The 16,036-nt window shown below is 70.8% G+C and carries 16 protein-coding genes and 3 pseudogenes; 10 read left to right on the top strand and 9 right to left on the bottom strand.

Annotation, left to right across the window (positions count from 1 at the left end):
- Positions 1–11: 11 nt before the first annotated feature.
- Positions 12–241 (bottom strand): annotated as a pseudogene (locus AC27IY_RS35275) (ISL3 family transposase); the annotation flags it as partial.
- A 178-nt stretch (positions 242–419) separates the two neighbouring features.
- The gene (locus tag AC27IY_RS35270; RefSeq protein ID WP_487180630.1) at positions 420–788 is read right to left on the bottom strand and encodes a VOC family protein; all 369 of its coding nucleotides are present in this window, start codon (positions 786–788) and stop codon (positions 420–422) included.
- Positions 789–851: 63 nt separating this feature from the next.
- Between AC27IY_RS35270 and AC27IY_RS35265 the strand changes: the two genes are divergently transcribed.
- Entirely contained in the window at positions 852–1,310 is a 459-nt protein-coding gene (locus tag AC27IY_RS35265; protein WP_364448002.1) for a MarR family winged helix-turn-helix transcriptional regulator, read from the top strand.
- Positions 1,311–1,536: 226 nt separating this feature from the next.
- A complete protein-coding gene (locus AC27IY_RS35260) occupies positions 1,537–2,118 on the top strand; it encodes a hypothetical protein (RefSeq protein ID WP_487180629.1) in 582 nt (193 codons plus the stop codon).
- Between the two features lie 22 nt (positions 2,119–2,140).
- On the opposite strand, the gene AC27IY_RS35255 is transcribed toward AC27IY_RS35260, so the two are convergent.
- Complete coding sequence (locus AC27IY_RS35255; RefSeq protein ID WP_344207643.1) at positions 2,141–2,590, bottom strand: winged helix-turn-helix transcriptional regulator; 450 nt, start codon at positions 2,588–2,590, stop codon at positions 2,141–2,143.
- An 87-nt stretch (positions 2,591–2,677) separates the two neighbouring features.
- On the opposite strand from AC27IY_RS35255, the gene AC27IY_RS35250 reads away from it, so the two are divergent.
- Positions 2,678–3,121, top strand: a complete 444-nt coding sequence (locus AC27IY_RS35250) for a VOC family protein (protein ID WP_435408785.1) — start codon at positions 2,678–2,680, stop codon at positions 3,119–3,121.
- Positions 3,122–3,131: 10 nt separating this feature from the next.
- On the top strand, positions 3,132–3,365 hold the full coding sequence (locus AC27IY_RS35245) for a hypothetical protein (RefSeq protein ID WP_423449633.1): 234 nt from the start codon (positions 3,132–3,134) through the stop codon (positions 3,363–3,365).
- 348 nt (positions 3,366–3,713) lie between these two features.
- Here the strand turns inward: AC27IY_RS35245 and AC27IY_RS35240 are convergent, their stop codons facing one another.
- The 4 genes and pseudogenes from AC27IY_RS35240 to narY all read right to left on the bottom strand — a co-directional run.
- Positions 3,714–8,543, bottom strand: coding sequence for a DUF4132 domain-containing protein (locus tag AC27IY_RS35240; RefSeq protein WP_487180628.1), 4,830 nt, complete (start codon positions 8,541–8,543; stop codon positions 3,714–3,716).
- A gap of 421 nt (positions 8,544–8,964) precedes the next feature.
- Positions 8,965–9,090 (bottom strand): annotated as a pseudogene (locus AC27IY_RS35235) (respiratory nitrate reductase subunit gamma); the annotation flags it as partial.
- The gene (gene narJ, locus AC27IY_RS35230) at positions 9,087–9,704 is read right to left on the bottom strand and encodes a nitrate reductase molybdenum cofactor assembly chaperone (protein WP_423476074.1); all 618 of its coding nucleotides are present in this window, start codon (positions 9,702–9,704) and stop codon (positions 9,087–9,089) included. The pseudogene AC27IY_RS35235 and the gene narJ, both read right to left, overlap by 4 nt.
- Positions 9,701–10,081, bottom strand: a pseudogene (gene narY / locus AC27IY_RS35225) (nitrate reductase subunit beta); the annotation flags it as partial. The pseudogene narY and the gene narJ, both read right to left, overlap by 4 nt.
- On the opposite strand from narY, the gene AC27IY_RS35220 reads away from it, so the two are divergent.
- The 4 genes from AC27IY_RS35220 to AC27IY_RS35205 all read left to right on the top strand — a co-directional run bounded on the left by AC27IY_RS35220 (position 10,013) and on the right by AC27IY_RS35205 (position 13,192).
- Entirely contained in the window at positions 10,013–10,198 is a 186-nt protein-coding gene (locus tag AC27IY_RS35220; protein WP_423449628.1) for a hypothetical protein, read from the top strand. The pseudogene narY and the gene AC27IY_RS35220 sit on opposite strands and share 69 nt — an antisense overlap.
- A gap of 274 nt (positions 10,199–10,472) precedes the next feature.
- Positions 10,473–10,778, top strand: a complete 306-nt coding sequence (locus tag AC27IY_RS35215) for a hypothetical protein (RefSeq protein ID WP_423449626.1) — start codon at positions 10,473–10,475, stop codon at positions 10,776–10,778.
- 433 nt (positions 10,779–11,211) lie between these two features.
- Complete coding sequence (locus AC27IY_RS35210) at positions 11,212–11,622, top strand: hypothetical protein (RefSeq protein WP_487180627.1); 411 nt, start codon at positions 11,212–11,214, stop codon at positions 11,620–11,622.
- 202 nt (positions 11,623–11,824) lie between these two features.
- Positions 11,825–13,192 carry an ankyrin repeat domain-containing protein gene (locus AC27IY_RS35205; protein ID WP_487180626.1) on the top strand — a complete coding sequence of 456 codons (1,368 nt, stop codon included), beginning with the start codon at positions 11,825–11,827 and terminating at the stop codon, positions 13,190–13,192.
- Positions 13,193–13,312: 120 nt separating this feature from the next.
- Here AC27IY_RS35205 and AC27IY_RS35200 read toward each other — a convergent pair whose 3' ends face one another.
- Entirely contained in the window at positions 13,313–13,819 is a 507-nt protein-coding gene (locus AC27IY_RS35200) for a GbsR/MarR family transcriptional regulator (RefSeq protein WP_487180625.1), read from the bottom strand.
- Between the two features lie 66 nt (positions 13,820–13,885).
- Between AC27IY_RS35200 and AC27IY_RS35195 the strand changes: the two genes are divergently transcribed.
- Positions 13,886–14,719, top strand: a complete 834-nt coding sequence (locus tag AC27IY_RS35195) for a class I SAM-dependent methyltransferase (RefSeq protein ID WP_487180624.1) — start codon at positions 13,886–13,888, stop codon at positions 14,717–14,719.
- Positions 14,720–14,810: 91 nt separating this feature from the next.
- Here the strand turns inward: AC27IY_RS35195 and AC27IY_RS35190 are convergent, their stop codons facing one another.
- Complete coding sequence (locus AC27IY_RS35190; RefSeq protein ID WP_487180623.1) at positions 14,811–15,302, bottom strand: winged helix-turn-helix transcriptional regulator; 492 nt, start codon at positions 15,300–15,302, stop codon at positions 14,811–14,813.
- Positions 15,303–15,398: 96 nt separating this feature from the next.
- On the opposite strand from AC27IY_RS35190, the gene AC27IY_RS35185 reads away from it, so the two are divergent.
- The gene (locus AC27IY_RS35185; RefSeq protein ID WP_487180622.1) at positions 15,399–15,896 is read left to right on the top strand and encodes a tautomerase family protein; all 498 of its coding nucleotides are present in this window, start codon (positions 15,399–15,401) and stop codon (positions 15,894–15,896) included.
- Positions 15,897–16,036 lie beyond the last annotated feature (140 nt).

Below are 16,036 nucleotides of genomic sequence, written 5' to 3'. Positions count from 1 at the left end.
CGGTTCGCCCGGATCGGCTCGTCGACCCCGATCACATGGACGCCGTCGAGCGATGCTCGTCGTTGATCAGGACCTGCTTGCCCTCGGCCAGGACCGCGTCGTCGGCGGTGTTCCACGAAACCGCGAAGCCTTCGGCGATTCGGGTCACGGTCAGGTGCTGGACCACGATCGCCTCCAGTGGCCACCGCAGCCCGCGGCGCGAGAGCACGGGGCCGCGGCCGCCGCACCGGTAACGGCGGATTGGACCCCCTCGGCGTGCCGAATCATGACCGCCCGGCCTCGACATCACACTCAGTCAACCCCACGCGTGCAGAGCCCGAAAGTGATCACCCTGGGTGAACAAACGTCGCCCGGTTCTCGGGTCTCGGGCACAAGCTCGGTCTTCGGGGGCCGGTGATCGTCCGGTGGCGTTCGGCCTGTCAGGCGCGATCGTGGAGAGTGATCTGGTAGCCGTCGGGGTCGGCGAAGGTGAATGTCCGGCCGAAGGGGCCGTCGGTCGGTGCGGAGACGATGGTGTGGCCGTCGGCGACCAGAGCATCGTGGATGGCTTGGACATCTGTGGCGTGGAGCCAGATCGCGGCACCGATGCCGGGCTGAGCGGCGGATGCGAGATCGGTGCCGGGAACGATGTCGCGGAGTGCGAACGCGATCGGCTTCGTCTCGAAGACGACGGCGTGCGGAGGTCCGGCCTGCGAGCGGACGAGGCCGAGGTACTGCTCGTAGAACGCCTGCGAAGCGTGGAGGTCGCGCGCTTGGAGCGAGATGAAGTCGGGGCCGGTGACGGGCATGATGATGCTCCTTCTCTTCGTGTCAGTTTTCTGACACAGATGAATCTATGTCAGAATACTGACATGAGTCAAAAGGGTGTCGGCGTCGATCTGGAGACGTCACTGGGCTACCTGCTGAAAGAGGCGTCGAGCGCCCTCCGTGCAGCCATGGAGGAGGTGCTGCGGCCGCTCGGGATGAGCGTGACGCACTACTCCTGCCTCGAACTGCTGGCTCAACGACCGGGCTTGTCGAACTCCGAGCTCGCGCGGGGCGCGTTCGTGACCCGGCAGACGATGAACGTGCTGCTCCAGGCCCTGGAACGAGACGGCTACGTGACCAGGCCCGCGGAGGCGCCCGTCGGGAAGGCTCTTCCCGCGCGGCTCACGCCTCGCGGCCGACGGAGCCTCGAGAAGGCGACCGTAGCAGTTCGGTCCGTCGAGGTCAGAATGCTGGCAGGCATGTCCGAGGCCGAGCAGTCAGAGGCGTTCCGGATCCTGCGGAGCATGATCCATTCCCTGCGCGACGGCAACGACGATGCATAGCTCGTTCCCCGGCGCACGTCCCGTCGCGCTCGGAAAGGAGTGAGTGCAGCCGAGCGTGAGAATCCGTGCGGGCGACCTCGAAAACCGACGGACCCCGACTGCACCCTCTTCTGCGACGAGTCCCTTGAACGCCGGCCTCGCGAAGCCCGGTTCGCGTCCCTCCAGCCCTTGAAAGTCGGCCTAACGCGGCCTGGTCGCATGGTTATGACGAGCGCTAAGGTGGCGCGTGATCACCAAGCCTCCCGGATGGCTGTACCTCACCGTGCTCTCCGCCTCGGCCTGCGTCATTCTGTACTGGGCCAGCGTCCCCCATTGGTACGTCATCGAGATGATGCTGGTTGCCTTCTTCTTCGGGGTTCCTCTGTATGTGATCTGGTTGTTCCGCTTCGGTTTGGCGGCGAGTCGAGGCGCGATCGACGGCCGGATCGTACGTTGGGTCCTGCCCTGGATCATCGCCGGAGGCGTGGTGGGGGCACTCGTCGTGGACGCGCCCTTCTGGCTGCGATTCACGATCTCGAAACCGAGCATGGAAGCCTACGCTCAGACCGTGACCAGGCAGACGGATCGCGATTTTTCCTGCCAATGGGTGGGGTTGTACCGGATATGTGATGCCTTTCCGTGCTTGGGATTGGAGAAGAACACCGAGGACGTCCCTGGCAGCGCTTGCCTGATCGCCGAGGAATGGGCCGTCTACAGCAACACGAACTTCGTCCTGCTTTCCAAGGGCGAGCCCGAGGAGACGGCGAACGACACCTACCGGCATCTCACGGGCCGCTGGTACGGCTGGCGCGATTGGGACTATTGGTAACACCGCGCAGGTCCTGTGGTCGTCAGGCCGAGCCCGGGCCCGGGAGGAGGTCGACGTCGTCGGCGTGCATCGGCTCTCCGCAGTGACTGCAGCGCGGGTCGACGTGGCCGATCTGCCCGCAGGCATGGTGGCGGTACAGCACGGGAGGGCCGGCCTCGCCGGCGAGCCAGCGGTCGCCCCACCGCGCCATCACCATGAGCATCTCGACGAGCTCGGTGCCCTTGGCGGTGAGGTGGTACTCGTAGCGGGGGCGGGCGTCGTAGGGCAGCCGCTCGAGCACACCCTGTTCGACCAGGTGGTTGAGCCGCTCCGTGAGCACCTTGCGGGAGATCCCTAGGTCAGCCTGGATGTGGTCGAAGCGGCGCACCCCGGCCCACACGTCGCGCAGGATCAGCGGTGACCAGGGCTCGCCGATCACGTCCAAGGTACGCGCGATGGAACACGCCATCTCCCCGAACCGCGTTCGCTGCATGGCAGCAATCTAGCAAGCGGGGTTCCCTTACGGAACTTGGGGGTGCTACCTTCTCAGAGTCTCCTAAAGGAACCTGAAAGGAATCCGATGCCATTCATCAGGCGTTTCGACCACGTCGGCATCACCGTCGCCGACCTCGACGCCGCGACGGCGTTCTTCGTCAGCCTCGGCCTGGAGGCCGATCAGAAGATGGCCGTAGAAGGCGAGTTCCTGGACACGGTGATCGGCATGACCGATGCCCGCACCGAGATCGTCATGCTGCGGCCGCCCGGCGGAGGGACGACGCTGGAGCTCTCCAGTTTCACGCGGCCGGACCACCTGCCGGGTTCGCCCGCCGCGCCGGCCAACGAGCTGGGCCTGCGCAACGTCGCCTTCGAGGTGCACGACCTCCAGGCCGCGGTCGACCACGCCGCAGCCGCCGGCTACGGCCTGGTGGGAGGCATCGGCGCATACGAGGGCATGTGGCGGATGGCCTACGTCCGCGGGCCCGAAGGCATCATCGTCTCGCTGGCCGAGCGCATCGAGAAGTAGGGAGACACCGATGAGCACGACCATGACCGACGAGCAGATCCGGGCTCTGGCCGCGACCGCCAAGCCCTACAGCCCGGCGCTCCTGCAGTGGGGGCCGGAGCGGACCATGGACGGCGCGGACGCCGTCGAGTTCGAACACCAGCGACGCATGGTGTCGCTGCGCGCCGACGGCTTGATCGCGATCCTGTGCCCGGTCACCTCCGACGATCGCCGGCCAGGTCGATCAGCAACTGCCCGAGCATAAGGGAACGCCGGTTAGCAGGTTGAGCACAAGCCTGCCCAGCGTCTGGCGTAGGCCGCCACTCGGTCGATCTCCGTGGCCGGGACACCGTCACCGTCACCGCCCTGGACGGCCTCTCCGCCGTCACCGACTCCGGCCACCTCCACCACACCCTGACCTCCTCTCCTGCCACCTTCCACGTCGGCGAACGCCGGCAACTCACCATCCGGTCGTTCAGCCGGGAGGTGGGCGCTCTTCTCGTCGTCTCCTGCACCGCCTTGTTCGGCTCGGAGAACACGGCATCCCGATCGCCAGGCGAGCATGGGACGGTCCATGACCGATGGCGCGGAACACTGCCAAAGCCGGACGTGCTTACCTCCGGGCCACAGAACGGAGGAAACGTAGGTCCTCCATGACCAGGGTGGCATCGGTGGCGCCGCCACGGCGGAGGGCCGGGGCCAGCGCGTCCAGATCGGGCCAGCGGGCCGGACGGAGGTGGACGCGGTAGCCGTCTCCGGCGGGTTCCAGCGTGAGTGCGTCGCCGATGGCGAGCCTGCTCTCCGGGAGGTGCACCGCGGTCGCTCCGGCGGCTCGTTCCAGGGCGGTGACCGAGGTGACCCCGGTGACGATGGGCAGGGTGGTGTCCGGGTCGTTGACGTGGTGGTGCAGGTCACGCAGGCGGGTGGCGGCGGTCGTACGGGCGGGGTGGTCCGTGGGCAGGCGGTCGGCCAGGAGCTTCGCGGCGCGGGCGAGGTGGCCGAGCGGCGGTGCGGACGGGCGGTCGCCGAGCAGGGCGATCAGCGCCTGCAGGGCGTCCTCGGCGCCGGAGGCGAGGGTGACCCACTGCTTGGCGGTGAGCGGGGTGAGCCTCGGATGGCGTTCCGTCCAGTACGCGACCGCCCGGTCCAGGTCGGGGCCCGTACGCCAGAGGTCGGCGGGGTCGTCGGGCATGAGCAGCTCGACGAGTTCGACGGCCTCGTCGGCGGTGGTGAGCGCCTCCAGGGAGAGGGCGGCGATGCGCAGGTCGGTCTCGGTGAGGCCGAGGTCGCGGGCGCGGGCGGCATCGCCCGCGCGGAAGGCGGCGACGCGGCCGCGCGCCCAGCCGTCCGGCCAGGAGAGCGTGCGGGCCGAGGTGGACAGCAGGATGAGGCACTGGGCCGGTGACAGGCCGGCGGCCTCGCCGAACGCCCGCACGGTCGTCTCCCGGTCCACGGGCGGCGGGCCGTTGTCGGCGATCAGGCCCAGCGCCCGCCTGAGCCGGTCCGGGTCGCCCCAGCCACGGCAGGTCCGCAACTCGACGACGCGGTTGCGGGTGAACAGGAGCGGGTCGGGGCCCTGTGGGGTGTGGAGGAGCGCCGTGACGATGCACACGTGATCCACCAGCTCGTGGTCGGCGACGGCGGCGGCCGCGATGGGGCCGTAGCCCGAGCGGATCTCCCCGAGGGCGAAGTCCGGGCGCAGCCGGGCGACGTGCCAGGTGCCGTCGGTGCGGAGGAGTTCGGGGACGGCGGCCAGTTCCTGAAGCCGCGCGCGCCCGTCGCCGTCGCCCCAGGCCGCCTCCAGGACGGCGGCGCCGAGGCGGCCCAGCGTGTTCTCGATCCCGTTGACGGCGGGGGCGTGGAACATCGCGACCTTCTTGTCGTACGGGATGTCGACGGCGGAGCGGGCGAAGTGGGCGATCCTCTCGTACGCGGACTCGGGGCCCGGATCGTCCGGCTCGGGCGCCTTCTCGGCGCGAACGGCGGGCGCCGCGGCGGCGGGCGCGGGGCGCAGGTGGGGCGGCGGGGCCAGCTCCAGGCGTTCCAGCAGGGCGAACGCGCGCTCGCGGCATTCGACGGCCGTCCACACCAGGAGCGTGACGCCCCTCAGGAGCGACTCGTCGGTGATCTCCGGCAGGAGCGGGCGGAGCCGTCCCGCCAGTTCATCGCGGACCGCGTCCTTCTCCTGGTAGGTGCTCTCGGGGTCCAGCACCCGCATGAGCTCGGCGGCGAGCCGGGCGTCCACGACGTCGATCAGGGCCTGCGCCTTCTTCTCGTCGACCGCGCGCAGCGCTTTCGATCCTTCGGGGTCGCGTGGCCGCATCGCGGACCACCAGCCGGGCGGCGCGACCAGGCGGGTCCCGGCCGCGTAGCGGTGGTGCGCGACCACGCCGATGTTCGCGGCGCCGTCGTGCTCGGGCACCCGGCCCCAGCCGCGGACATAGCGGCCGATGGTCCGCCCGGCCGGGTCCCGCAGCTCGATGATCCGGCCCTGGCCGCGCCACACGGTCGCCTCGGCGCCGCCGGGGAAGGCGACCCGTTCGCCGTCGGCCGGCACGACGGGGCGCGCGGCGGGGTGCGCGCTGTCGTGCGGGCAGTGCGGGCCGTCGTGGTCCAGCACGGTCACCCGGCCGTTCGCGGCGATCAGGCAGCGGTCGTAGAGGTCGCGTGCCTCGGTCCGTTCGTGGGATCTGCTGGAGACGTGCTCGTAGGTGCCGAAGCCGTGCGGCGGGCCGGCTCTGTCCGGTGTGACGACGCAGGCGCGGAACTGGTGCTCCCAGAGCCGGCCCGACTGGATGAGGAGCAGGTCGGCGCCGCTCTCTTCCAGGTAGTCGGTGATGGTGTTGGCGTGGCCGGGGACGAAGGCGGGCAGCTCCAGCTCGTCGAGGACGCCGCCGCTCAGCGTGGCGGCGAGGGCGCGGGCCGGGTCCGTCCCGGTCGCGATCGTCCGGACGCTGTCCAGGAGGGGGCCGGGGACGCCGGCGAGGGTGAACCGTTCGGCGTCGCACAGGGCGGCGTGCGCGTCGGGCAGCGCTTGGCCGGGGACCCGTTCGGCATGTTCGGCCAGGATGGCGGCGACGATCCGTGCCGTTCCCGGTGTCGTGGTCAGGGCCCGTACGGTCTCAAGGGCGGTCTGCTTCGGGACGGCGGGCTCGGTGACGTTGAGCGGGTTGGTCACGTTGCCCACGATCGCGTCGCGCAGCAGCGGGGCCCAGTCCGGGTCGGCGGCGACGGCGGCCAGGTCGGTGCCGGTTCCGGAGGCGAGCCGGTCGTACAGCTTGAACGTGTGCAGCAGCCGGGGCCGCCCGAGCGGGACGCCGCGGTCCAGGAGCAGGTCGAGGAGCGGGAGGTCGGCGGCGGTCTCCTCCCAGCGGTTGACCTCGTCCTCGTCCGCTCCCAGCACTGCCTCGTGGTCGTCGCAGGTGAGGCCCTCCGCGCGCAGCCGCCTGCCGGCGTCGTGCAGGAGGTCGCCGAGGCCGGCGACGGGGAGCGCGAGCCCCGCGTACAGCTTCAGAAAGCGGCCCACCCAGTCCTTCACCGCCGCCCCCGTCAGGCCGGGGCAGGTGGTGAACGGGGCGGTCAGGCCCGCGCCGGCGAGGTTGGCGAGGAGGAGCGACACCGCCGCGCCCTTCGCCTTGGGGGTGTCCTTGGCGGGCAGCGGCAGGGTGCCGAGGAGCGCGCGTGCGATGCCCGCGTCCGCCCGCACCATGGGGCCGAGCAGTGGAAGGACGAACGTCCAGAGGGACCGCGGCGCCGACTTCATGCAGCCGCTGCCCAGCAGGGCGCGGACGGCGCGTTCGTCGCCCGGCCCGCCGAGCGTGCGCCCGGCGGCCTTCGCCAGCGCCGCCCAGCCTTCGGCCAGGGCCAGCGCGCCGTCCGCGCCGTCCGGGACCTCCTCGCACCACGCGGTGAGCAGGCGGCGGTGCCAGTCGTAGGCGGCGGGGGCGGAATGGCGGGCCGCGAGCCGCTTGCCGTGCTTCTTGAGCGTGGCCGATCCGGCGACGTCCGCCCCCGCCATCAGGTACGCCGTGACGAGCGCGGCCTCGTCGACCGGCAGCGCGTGCGCCTCCTCGGCGGCGCGGGCCGTCTCGAAGAAGGCGGCGGCGAGGCGGACGCTGCCCACGGCGGCCAGGATCGACGCGCACTCCTCGTAGAACGGCGGCAGCAGGGCGGGCGCGTGCGTCTCCAGGTCGTCGCCGGCACGGGTGAGCGCGGTGCGCGCGAGGCCGGGCTTGCGGGCGGCCAGGTCGCGTGCGGCCCGCAGGTCGGTGTGCGCGGCCAGGATGCGGGCGCGGTGCGCCGGATGGCGGTGCAGGGCGGAGGCGAGGAAGCCGAGCGGGCCCGCGTGCACGGTCCCGACGCCGGTCTCCGCGACCGGGTCCAGGTCATACCGCGACTTATCGGCCTTGTCCCCGTCGACGGCCTCGTGCTGGACGAGTTCGACGACCGGCTCGTCCAGGACGAGGTGCTCGTAGCGGACGGCGAGGCACGTGTCCTCGTCGGGGCCGGTGGGCGGGCCCGGCAGCACCGCTCCGGCGCGCAGCAGCACCGCGCGTGCCGGGCGGGTGACGCCGGAGGGCGCCACGGTGCCGGGCTCGCCCTGGTGGGTGTCGCAGTAGTGGGAGTAGGCGTCGGCCGCGTCCGTCTCCGGCTCCGTCTCGTCCACGGTGCGGTCCGCGTACAGGGCCATGAGCATGCGTACGCCCTCGGACCAGGCGATGTCGCCGATCTCGCGGCCGCCCGCGGTGAATCTCATCCCCTCCACGGAGGCGGGACTCATCGGCCCGCTCCAGTACAGGTCGATCTCGACGCCGAGCGGCTCGGGCGCGTGCACGGTGAAGCGCGCCCTGTCGCCCGTGACGCGTCCGCCCAGCTCGTGCACGCGGCGCTCGAGGGCGGCGCCGCTGTCGTAGTGGGCCCAGGGGATCTCGACCACGCCGAACGTGCGGTCCATGCTCGCGGGACGGGTCCACACCTGGCGGCGTACCTGCTCGACGACCTGCGTGAGGTACCGTCCCTTCCAGCTGAGCAGCTCGTCGCCGAGCAGCAGCGGGTGCGGGATCGCGAAGGTGTCCGCGCCCGTCCAGGCGCCCTCGCGCAGGAGCGCGCAGCGGCCGAGGTCGGGCACGTCGTCCACGATCGGGGCGATGACGAGGTCGGTGAGCGTCTCGCGCCACACCGGGTCGTCCCAGACGGCCGCGAACACCTCGGCCGGGACGGGCAGCGACCGCACCATCCAGGACTCGACCCGGTCGTGCACGGCCCGCGCGTGCTCGCCGAGCCGGTCGCGGAGGGCGGCGAGCCGTACCGCGGCCGGATCCTTCCTGACGTTGGCGGGCACCTTGGCCAGCACGCGGCCGGCGGTCGTCCGGCAGGCGAGCACCGGCCGCCGCGTCCCCTCGACGGTGAGCTCGTGGCCCGTCGCGATCTTGATCCATCCCATGGCAGGCCATTGTTGATCATCTCTACGACAATTCGGCGGGGAATGTGATGATCCATCGGCAGCGGCGCTGGTCGGCCGAGAACACCTCATCAGCTCGCAGAAACGGGGACTACGTCGCCGCGGCCACCAGCTCCGACGACGAACCAGGGCTAAGACCATCAACGGGCTGTGCAGGCGCACTCAGGTCGAGGAGCACGTCACGCGGCATGCGCGCACCGGCCACCTCACCGCGGACGCGGGCGCGGCGCTCACGGCCGGCTCACCCGAAGATCTTCAGCCGAGGCGCCCCCGCTCAACGCCGGTCACCTACTAGTCGAGTGGCCATAGCTTGCGACCTTTGGACAGAACACTGCCAAGGAGCGATCGGGCCTGGACGAGGTTGCCCTCGACGTCGCCGATCACGCTGTTGCGGGCGCCGATGCGACTCGTACATCTGGGACGAGCGGGTGGTCCAGCCGAACTTGTCGTAGCGGTAGCGCCAGATGTGCCCGAGCACGAACGAAGTGAGCGCCACGTACGGCGCCACCACCCACAGCAGCGTGCTCATCGGCCCGCCTCCATGATCGCGTACGGTTCCAGACCGACGGCTTCGGCGGGCGGGCCCTGGGCCGCCAGCCGCAGCATGGCCTCCTGCTCGCGAGGACCGGCCGGCGGCAGGGTGACCAGTACGGCCGCGACCACGTCCGCGTACGGAGAGCCTTCCTCCTCCAGGGCCGCGCGCAGCACCTCGATGCCGGCGCGGTGCCCAGTCAGCAGCCGGCCGGCCGCGCGCACGGCGCCGCGCGCCGACATCTCGCACACCACGGCCAGATGGTCGGGCAGCTCGCCGTCGGCGAGTTCGAGACCGGCCGCGTGCAGCGCGTGCTTGAAGCGCAGCAGCGCCGCGCCCCGCTTGCGGGTGTCGCCGTGGGCGTAGTAGGTGAGGTAGAGGCAGCAGCGCCGCTTCAGGTCGAAGGTGGCCACGTAGTGGGCGGCCAGCTCTTCCGGGTCGGTGTCCGCCACGTGCCGGAGGAAGGCTGACAGACGCTCGCGCACCTGGCCCGCGGGCAGCTCGGCCACCGCCTCGGCCAGCACGCTCATCCCCTGGTAGAGGCGTTCGTCGGGGTAGCCGAGCAGCACCGCGGCCACCATGTGGGCGGTGCGCGGATCACTGTGGCTCATTTCTTCCTCCTGGGGAACAGGCCGTCAGGTGTGCCCCTGCCGTCCCAGTTGAGGAGATTGACCCGGCCGCGTAGTTCATCGGCGTTGTTCACGTCCTCGCCCGCCTGCCGTTCCTTGAGCGCGTGAAAGCTCTCCACGGCCACCGGCGCCGGACGACCGGAAGCCTCGCCGAACGGGCCGTTCATGCCGGGGCCGCCTTCGTAGTCGAGGCTGCACCCGGTGGCCAGCTCCTCCAGCTGCGCCCCCTGCTCGGCGTGCGCCTTGGGGATGGCGTAGCGCTCGTCGTAGGGGGCGAGGGCGAGCAGCCGGTGCATGCCCTCGATCTGACCGCCGCTCATCCCGACGGCGGTGGCGATGGACTCGTCACGGTCCTGGCCGGCGGCCTCGGCGGTTTCCTCCCGCCCTTGGTGATGGGCTTCCTCTATGGCCGGCTCGGCTCCTACAGCCTCGGCCTGGCCCTGCTGGCCATCTCGCCGCGCTCACCCTGGCCCTGACCGTGACCGTGATCCGTTCGACGGCCCTCCGCCGCACGGCCGAGCCGGCCAGGGTTCGCTGACACGCACTTCAGCGGCACCTGACATCAACGGCTCCCAGCGCGCCACCGCGCGGAACGGGACCCGGACGCCGGTCGTCTCGAACAGGGTGGGACAAGTCCGGCGCGATAGGCTCTGGTCACGATTCATCGTGCGCGAAGTTGGAGGTGATCACGGTGCATCCGGTCTTGTGACAGCCCCAGCCCGGGGCGTCACGGAGCCGAAAGGTGACCGTATGAGCAAGACCGACAAGACCCGGCCCTGGTGGGTGGGAATGGCTGAAGCGCCGATGGTGAACTGCCGACCCGTGCACGATCACCGGTTCGGGCCGTGCACGCTGCCGGACGAGATCACCGTCGACAGCGCGTTCATGAACCGCCACGGACGAAGCGGCTGCTACTGGGGCGCCACTGACCACTACCTGTTCGATTGCGGCAGCCTCAGTGGCGGACGGGAGTGGTTTCACATCCGACGCGAAGAACGTCGCCGTAGCCGTCACCAGGCGCGCCGAGAGCTGCGCGCCTACAACGGCGAAGACTGAGAGGCAGGGCAGGGCCCGGACATCCGCGGGCCCTGCCCCGGCCGCTGGTAGGACGGACGGCGGCCGAATGGCTCTGCACAAGGAGGTCGAGGCGCATTTCGGGCAGCGCCCGGGTGCTCGCAGAGGTTCGGCGCCGGACGTGGGCAAGGAGCTCGATCATGATCTCTGCGGCGGGTTCCTTGGCCGGCAGTCACCGACCACCTCGACCGCTGCGGCTACCAGATCATCGACGACGGGGCAGGCGGGAGCGTCGGCCCGCCCGTCGCCGGTGCGGACCAGGATCGGCCGGACACCGGCGGGCGTCGCCCACGTTGTGCCGCTCGGAGACCGCGCGTTCCCCGGCCGCCGGGCTGGCCGTCGAGCGCGATGTCGAAGATCCGGTACGGGTGGGGGTGCTCGACGAGGGCCGACGTGACGAGCGCGGGTAGAGGCGATGGCGCGGATCGTGAAAGCCTGCACCTACGAAGTGCCCCAGGTGACCGTCCAGGGCCAATGCGCCGAGGTTCCCGTCCAGACTTCGCTGCGGCCGGGCGAGGTCCAGGACTTCCATCTGGGATCCTGGTCACGGCCGGACGCATGCAACGGATACCGGGGTGATTTCGAGGTCCGCGTAGGCGTCACCGCAGCGCAAACGGCCTACGTCTGGGTGCGGAGTTCGATCCTGTGGTGGATGTCCCCGGGCAGCCAGCTCAAGGTCAGCGTGACTCCCAACCCCGTGGGGCGCGTCATTCCCATCGAGCCCAGCGCGAACTTCAGCGACTTCTCCGTCAACTCCTTCTGCTCCAACGCTCCGACCCCGAATTGCAGCCGGTCCATTCTCGACGTCGCCCTCGCATCGGACTGAGAGTTCGCGTGTTGCGGGCGTACAGCCCGCCTCGACTCCCTGGACCAGGAAAAGCGCCGATCATTAGGCTGGAGGGAGCGTGCGAGGGCGCTGCCGGTCCGCGGGCAGGGATTTTCCCACCTCGAGCAGCACATCGACGCACCGGACAAGAACAGCCTCTTTCCGGCCGGGCGAGCGGACCTCGGCGACGAAGGAGGTTGCGATGTCCGCCCGCCATTTCGAACTGCCGGCTCATCCGAACCTGGAGTACTACCGCAAGCAGGCCAAGCACCTGCATCGCGCATACGCGGCGGGCGACGCGGCAGCCGCAGCCCGGGTCGCCGAGGTGCTGGGTGGCCGGGCCGGCGAGCGGTTCCTGCTCAGCGACGCCCAGTTCGTGCTCGCCCAGGAACACGGATTCCGGGCCTGGGCCGAGTTCCGCGCTCACGTCGAAGGACGCAGCACGACCGAGGAGCGGCCGGTCTCCCGCCTCATGGGGATCAGGCCGGGCGCCTACGTCTCGATGGCCGACCGTCTCCTCGCCGAGCTGCGCCGCGACGATCCCGGCGCGCTGCGACGGTTGCGGGCCTACGTGCCCCGGCACGCCATCGCGACCTCCGCCGCCACCGTCGGGCTCCGGGACGCGCGGCTGATCATCGCGCGGGAGTCCGGCTTCCCGACGTGGCGGGAACTTGTGGCGTTCACCGAGAAATCCCGGCGTGACCTCGACGAACGCCAGGAGGAGCGGCGGCGGCTGCACCGCGAGGCCGAAGCCCTGCTGGCCGGCGACACCGATCGGCTGGCCGGTCTGACCGCCGAGCAGGCCGACACCTTGCTGGAGATGCTGGCGGGTCCCGAGACGATCCCCGGTGCCCGACTCAAGAAGGAGCTCGGCGTGCCGCGTGCCGCCGTGGAGGTTCTGCTGGGCAAGGCCACCGGCCTGGACGCCCCGCTCATCCAGGCTGTCCGCGCCGATCGGGTCGAGTACGTACGCCTGCTGCTTGAAGCCGGAGCCGATCCCGGCGCCCGCATCTGGGGCAGCACCCCGCTGGAGAACGCCGTTCTCTCTGGCGGCACGGAGCTCGTCGACTTGCTCGCCGGGCATGGGATCGTCCCGCGGGCGCTGTGGACGTACGCCGCCTGCGGGCGGCTGGATCTCGTGCAGTCCTGTTTCGACGCGGACGGCGGGCTCCGGCCGGGCGCGGCATCGGCGCGCCCCGATCTCGCCGACGCCGCCGGAGGCGGTTTCCTCACCCGGTTGCCGCCGACCGACGATCCGGACGAGATCGTGGGGGAGGCGTTCGTGCACGCCTGCCAGCACGGCCGGATCGAGGTCGTGCGCTGGTTCCTCGACCGCGGCGTCGATCCCGACGTCGCGCCCTACCTCGGGCGGACCGCCCTGCACTGGGCGACCCCGCCCGGGAATGTCGAGGTGATCCGCCTGCTTCTGGAGCGCGGTGCCGATCCGTCCATCCGCGACGATGTCTTCAGGATCGACGCCGACGGCTGGCTGCACATGTCCCACGCGGCTCACCCGCACGATCCCGTGACCCAGCAGATCCATGACCTGATCGAGGCTCGATCGCGCTGAGCTACTGCTGAGAGGTCCGGGCTGTCCACCGCGCCGATGCGAGCGCCGGGTCGGGGCGCTGCCTGCTACAAGCGAAAGAGGTCAACGCTCAACTGCCGGCGGCGGCTTGGGCGCGGCGGTTCAGTCGTCCTCGGGGTCGGCCGCCTGGAGGCGACGCCATTTGGCCATCGATCGCTCGATCTCCTCGCGCATGAACGCGAAGAACCGCCCAGTCTCCTCAAGCCGCCGCCCGGCGGGGGAGTCGTGGCCCAGGAGCGTGACGCCTTCCTCCGCGCCGGTCTGTACGTGGACCAGCACCGGCACGGATCGGCTGATGTAGTGGCTCCAGGTGTGCTCGTGGATGCGGCAGAAGTCGTGCCGGCTGCCGGGTGCGCGGCCGCGTTCGACCAGCCGTACCTGCACCAGGTACTTGACCGCCCCCGAGATGGCCGGCGCGCCGACGCCCAGCCGCTCGGCCAGCTCGGCGGCGGTCAGCTTGCCGGAGTCGGTGACCAGCAGCGCGGCGTACACGCGTGCCGCCATCCGCGGCATGCCGGACTCGACCAGGATCTGCGCGAACCGTTCCCGGAAGTCCGCGATGGCGTCCTCGCCGGCTCGCGTCACCACAGTTCCGTCCTCCGCCGTCATGACGCCAGAGTCTAGAGCATTTCGGATAGTTCACGAATTTCGTGAAATAGGAGTAGCGTCGTTGTCGTGACGGACACCGGACTCCTCGGGGTGCAGAAGACCCTCACTCCCGTCCTCAAGGCCAAAGCGCTGGACAACCGGCTCCCGGACCCGATCCTCGGCGACACCTACGCCGAGCGGGTGATGCGCCTCCTCGACCCCGCCTACGACCAGCGCAGATTCGGCACCAGCCAGCTGGGCCTGGTCGCCGTGGTCCGCGCCCGGGCCCATGACGACTGGGCCCGCGGCTTCCTCGCCGAGCACCCCGACGCGGTGGTCCTGCACCTGGGCTGCGGCCTTGACGCCCGCCCCTACCGCATCGACCCGCCCCCCACCGTCGACTGGTACGACCTGGACTACCCCACCGTCATCGACCTGCGCCGGCGGCTCCTTCCGCCGCGCGACCACCACCACACGCTGATCGCGGCCGACGTCACCGACCTGACCTGGCTGGAGCGCGTCCCTCGCGGCCGGCCGGCGCTGATGATCGCCGAGGGGCTGGTGCCGTACCTGACCGAGGAGGACGTCCGGCGGTTGCTGACGAGCGTCGTCGATGCCTTTCCCTCGGGTCAGATCCAGTTCGACACGGTGGCGGTCTGGGCGTGGCGCACCTCGAGGTGGGATCCCACGCTGCGCATGTACGACGCCCGGTTCCACTGCGGCTTCGACGTACCGGCGGCGCTGGCCGCGTGGCATCCGCGGCTGGAGTACGTCAACGAGGCGCCGATGAACGACGCGCCGCTCCTGATGGCCAAGGCCCCGGCCGGTGTCCGGCGCTTGTACCGGGTCATGAACCTGCTGCCGGGCATGAAGCGCTCCACCCGCATCGTGCGTTTCCGCTTCCGCGAGACGCCGGTCTGACCACCGCCGCCGGGCCGGCCGAACCGTCCGTCGGATGTCTGTGCAGGCGTACGGTCCGGAAGCGACTCCGGTCACCTGGTCCCACTGCTTCTCAGGAGCTTTCCACGAAGCGCGCGCCCGGCCCGGGTGTGCGGCAGATGTCGTCCGGGGCGAGGTGGCTGTGCCCCGCAGCGCACTCCAGGACGACCTTGACCGGCTCGTCGCAGGAGCTCGCATCGTCGACGGGCCGGTGCCGGACGATGACCGACGGGCCCTGCGGGTCGGCGAGATACGTGTCGCCCCATTCCAGGAGCGCCACGAGCGTGGGCCGCAACGCCCGGCCCTGCTCGGTGAGCTCGTAGGCGAAGCGCTGCCGATCCCCGGGCTCCTGATAGGGCACGCGGCGCATCACTCCCGCGGTCACCAAGGTCTCGAGCCGAGTGGCCAGGAGATTTCTGGCGATCCCGAGGCGGGAGTGGAACTCTCCGAACCGGCGCGCGCCGTCCAGCGCTTCACGGACGATCAGCAGCGACCAGCGCTCCCCCACCACCGAGAGGGCGCGCGCCACCGAGCAGTTCACCGGGTCGATTCGCCGCGTCTCCATGGGATGAGTGTACCCACCTGGGTTTACAAGTTGTACTTAGCCGTCCTAGACTCCGGGGCCTGAGTTGAAGAATTAAACTCATGGAGGAGATCGACCATGCCCATGCTCGACGTGTACATTCCCGACGGCGCGCTCCAGCCCGACGCCGAGGCGGCCCTGCTGAAGCGCATCACCGAGATCCTCGTCCGCAACGAGGGATTCGACCCCGCCGACCCGGTGAGCCGTTCCGTCTCCTGGCTCTGGCTGCACCGACCGGCCGGCGTCTACGTCGGCGGCGAACCCGCGGACGCACCTCGCTACAAGGTCGTCCCGTCCGTCCCCGAGGGCCAGCTCGACGAGCAGAAGCGTGCGAGCGTCATCGCCGAGGTCACCGAGGCGATCCTCGACGCGGAGAACGGCGCCTGGCCGCGTGACGCCAGCCGGATCTGGGTGTTCCCCACCGAGATCCCCGAGGGTCACTGGGGCGGCTGGGGCCAGATCAGGCCGCTCGCGACGATCCTCGCCCGGCTCACCGGCGACGACACCGAGCGGGCCCGTACGCTCGCGCGTGAGCGGATCGCCGCCGCCCGGGCCGAACACGCCCGCCTGCCCTGATGAGCGGCGAACGACGCCGGCGGACCGGACGACGCGCCCGCCGCGTCGTGCGGCCGGTCGCGGGTCCGGTGGCCACCGGCTCCGCGCCCCTGCCGCCGTCGGCCGCCGAACCCGCTGCCGGGCGAGTCTCCTTCCTGCCA

Source organism: Nonomuraea sp. B208 (genome assembly GCF_057536035.1).
Note: the sequence above shows the minus strand (reverse complement) of the source record. Positions and strands in the feature narration are given on the sequence as shown.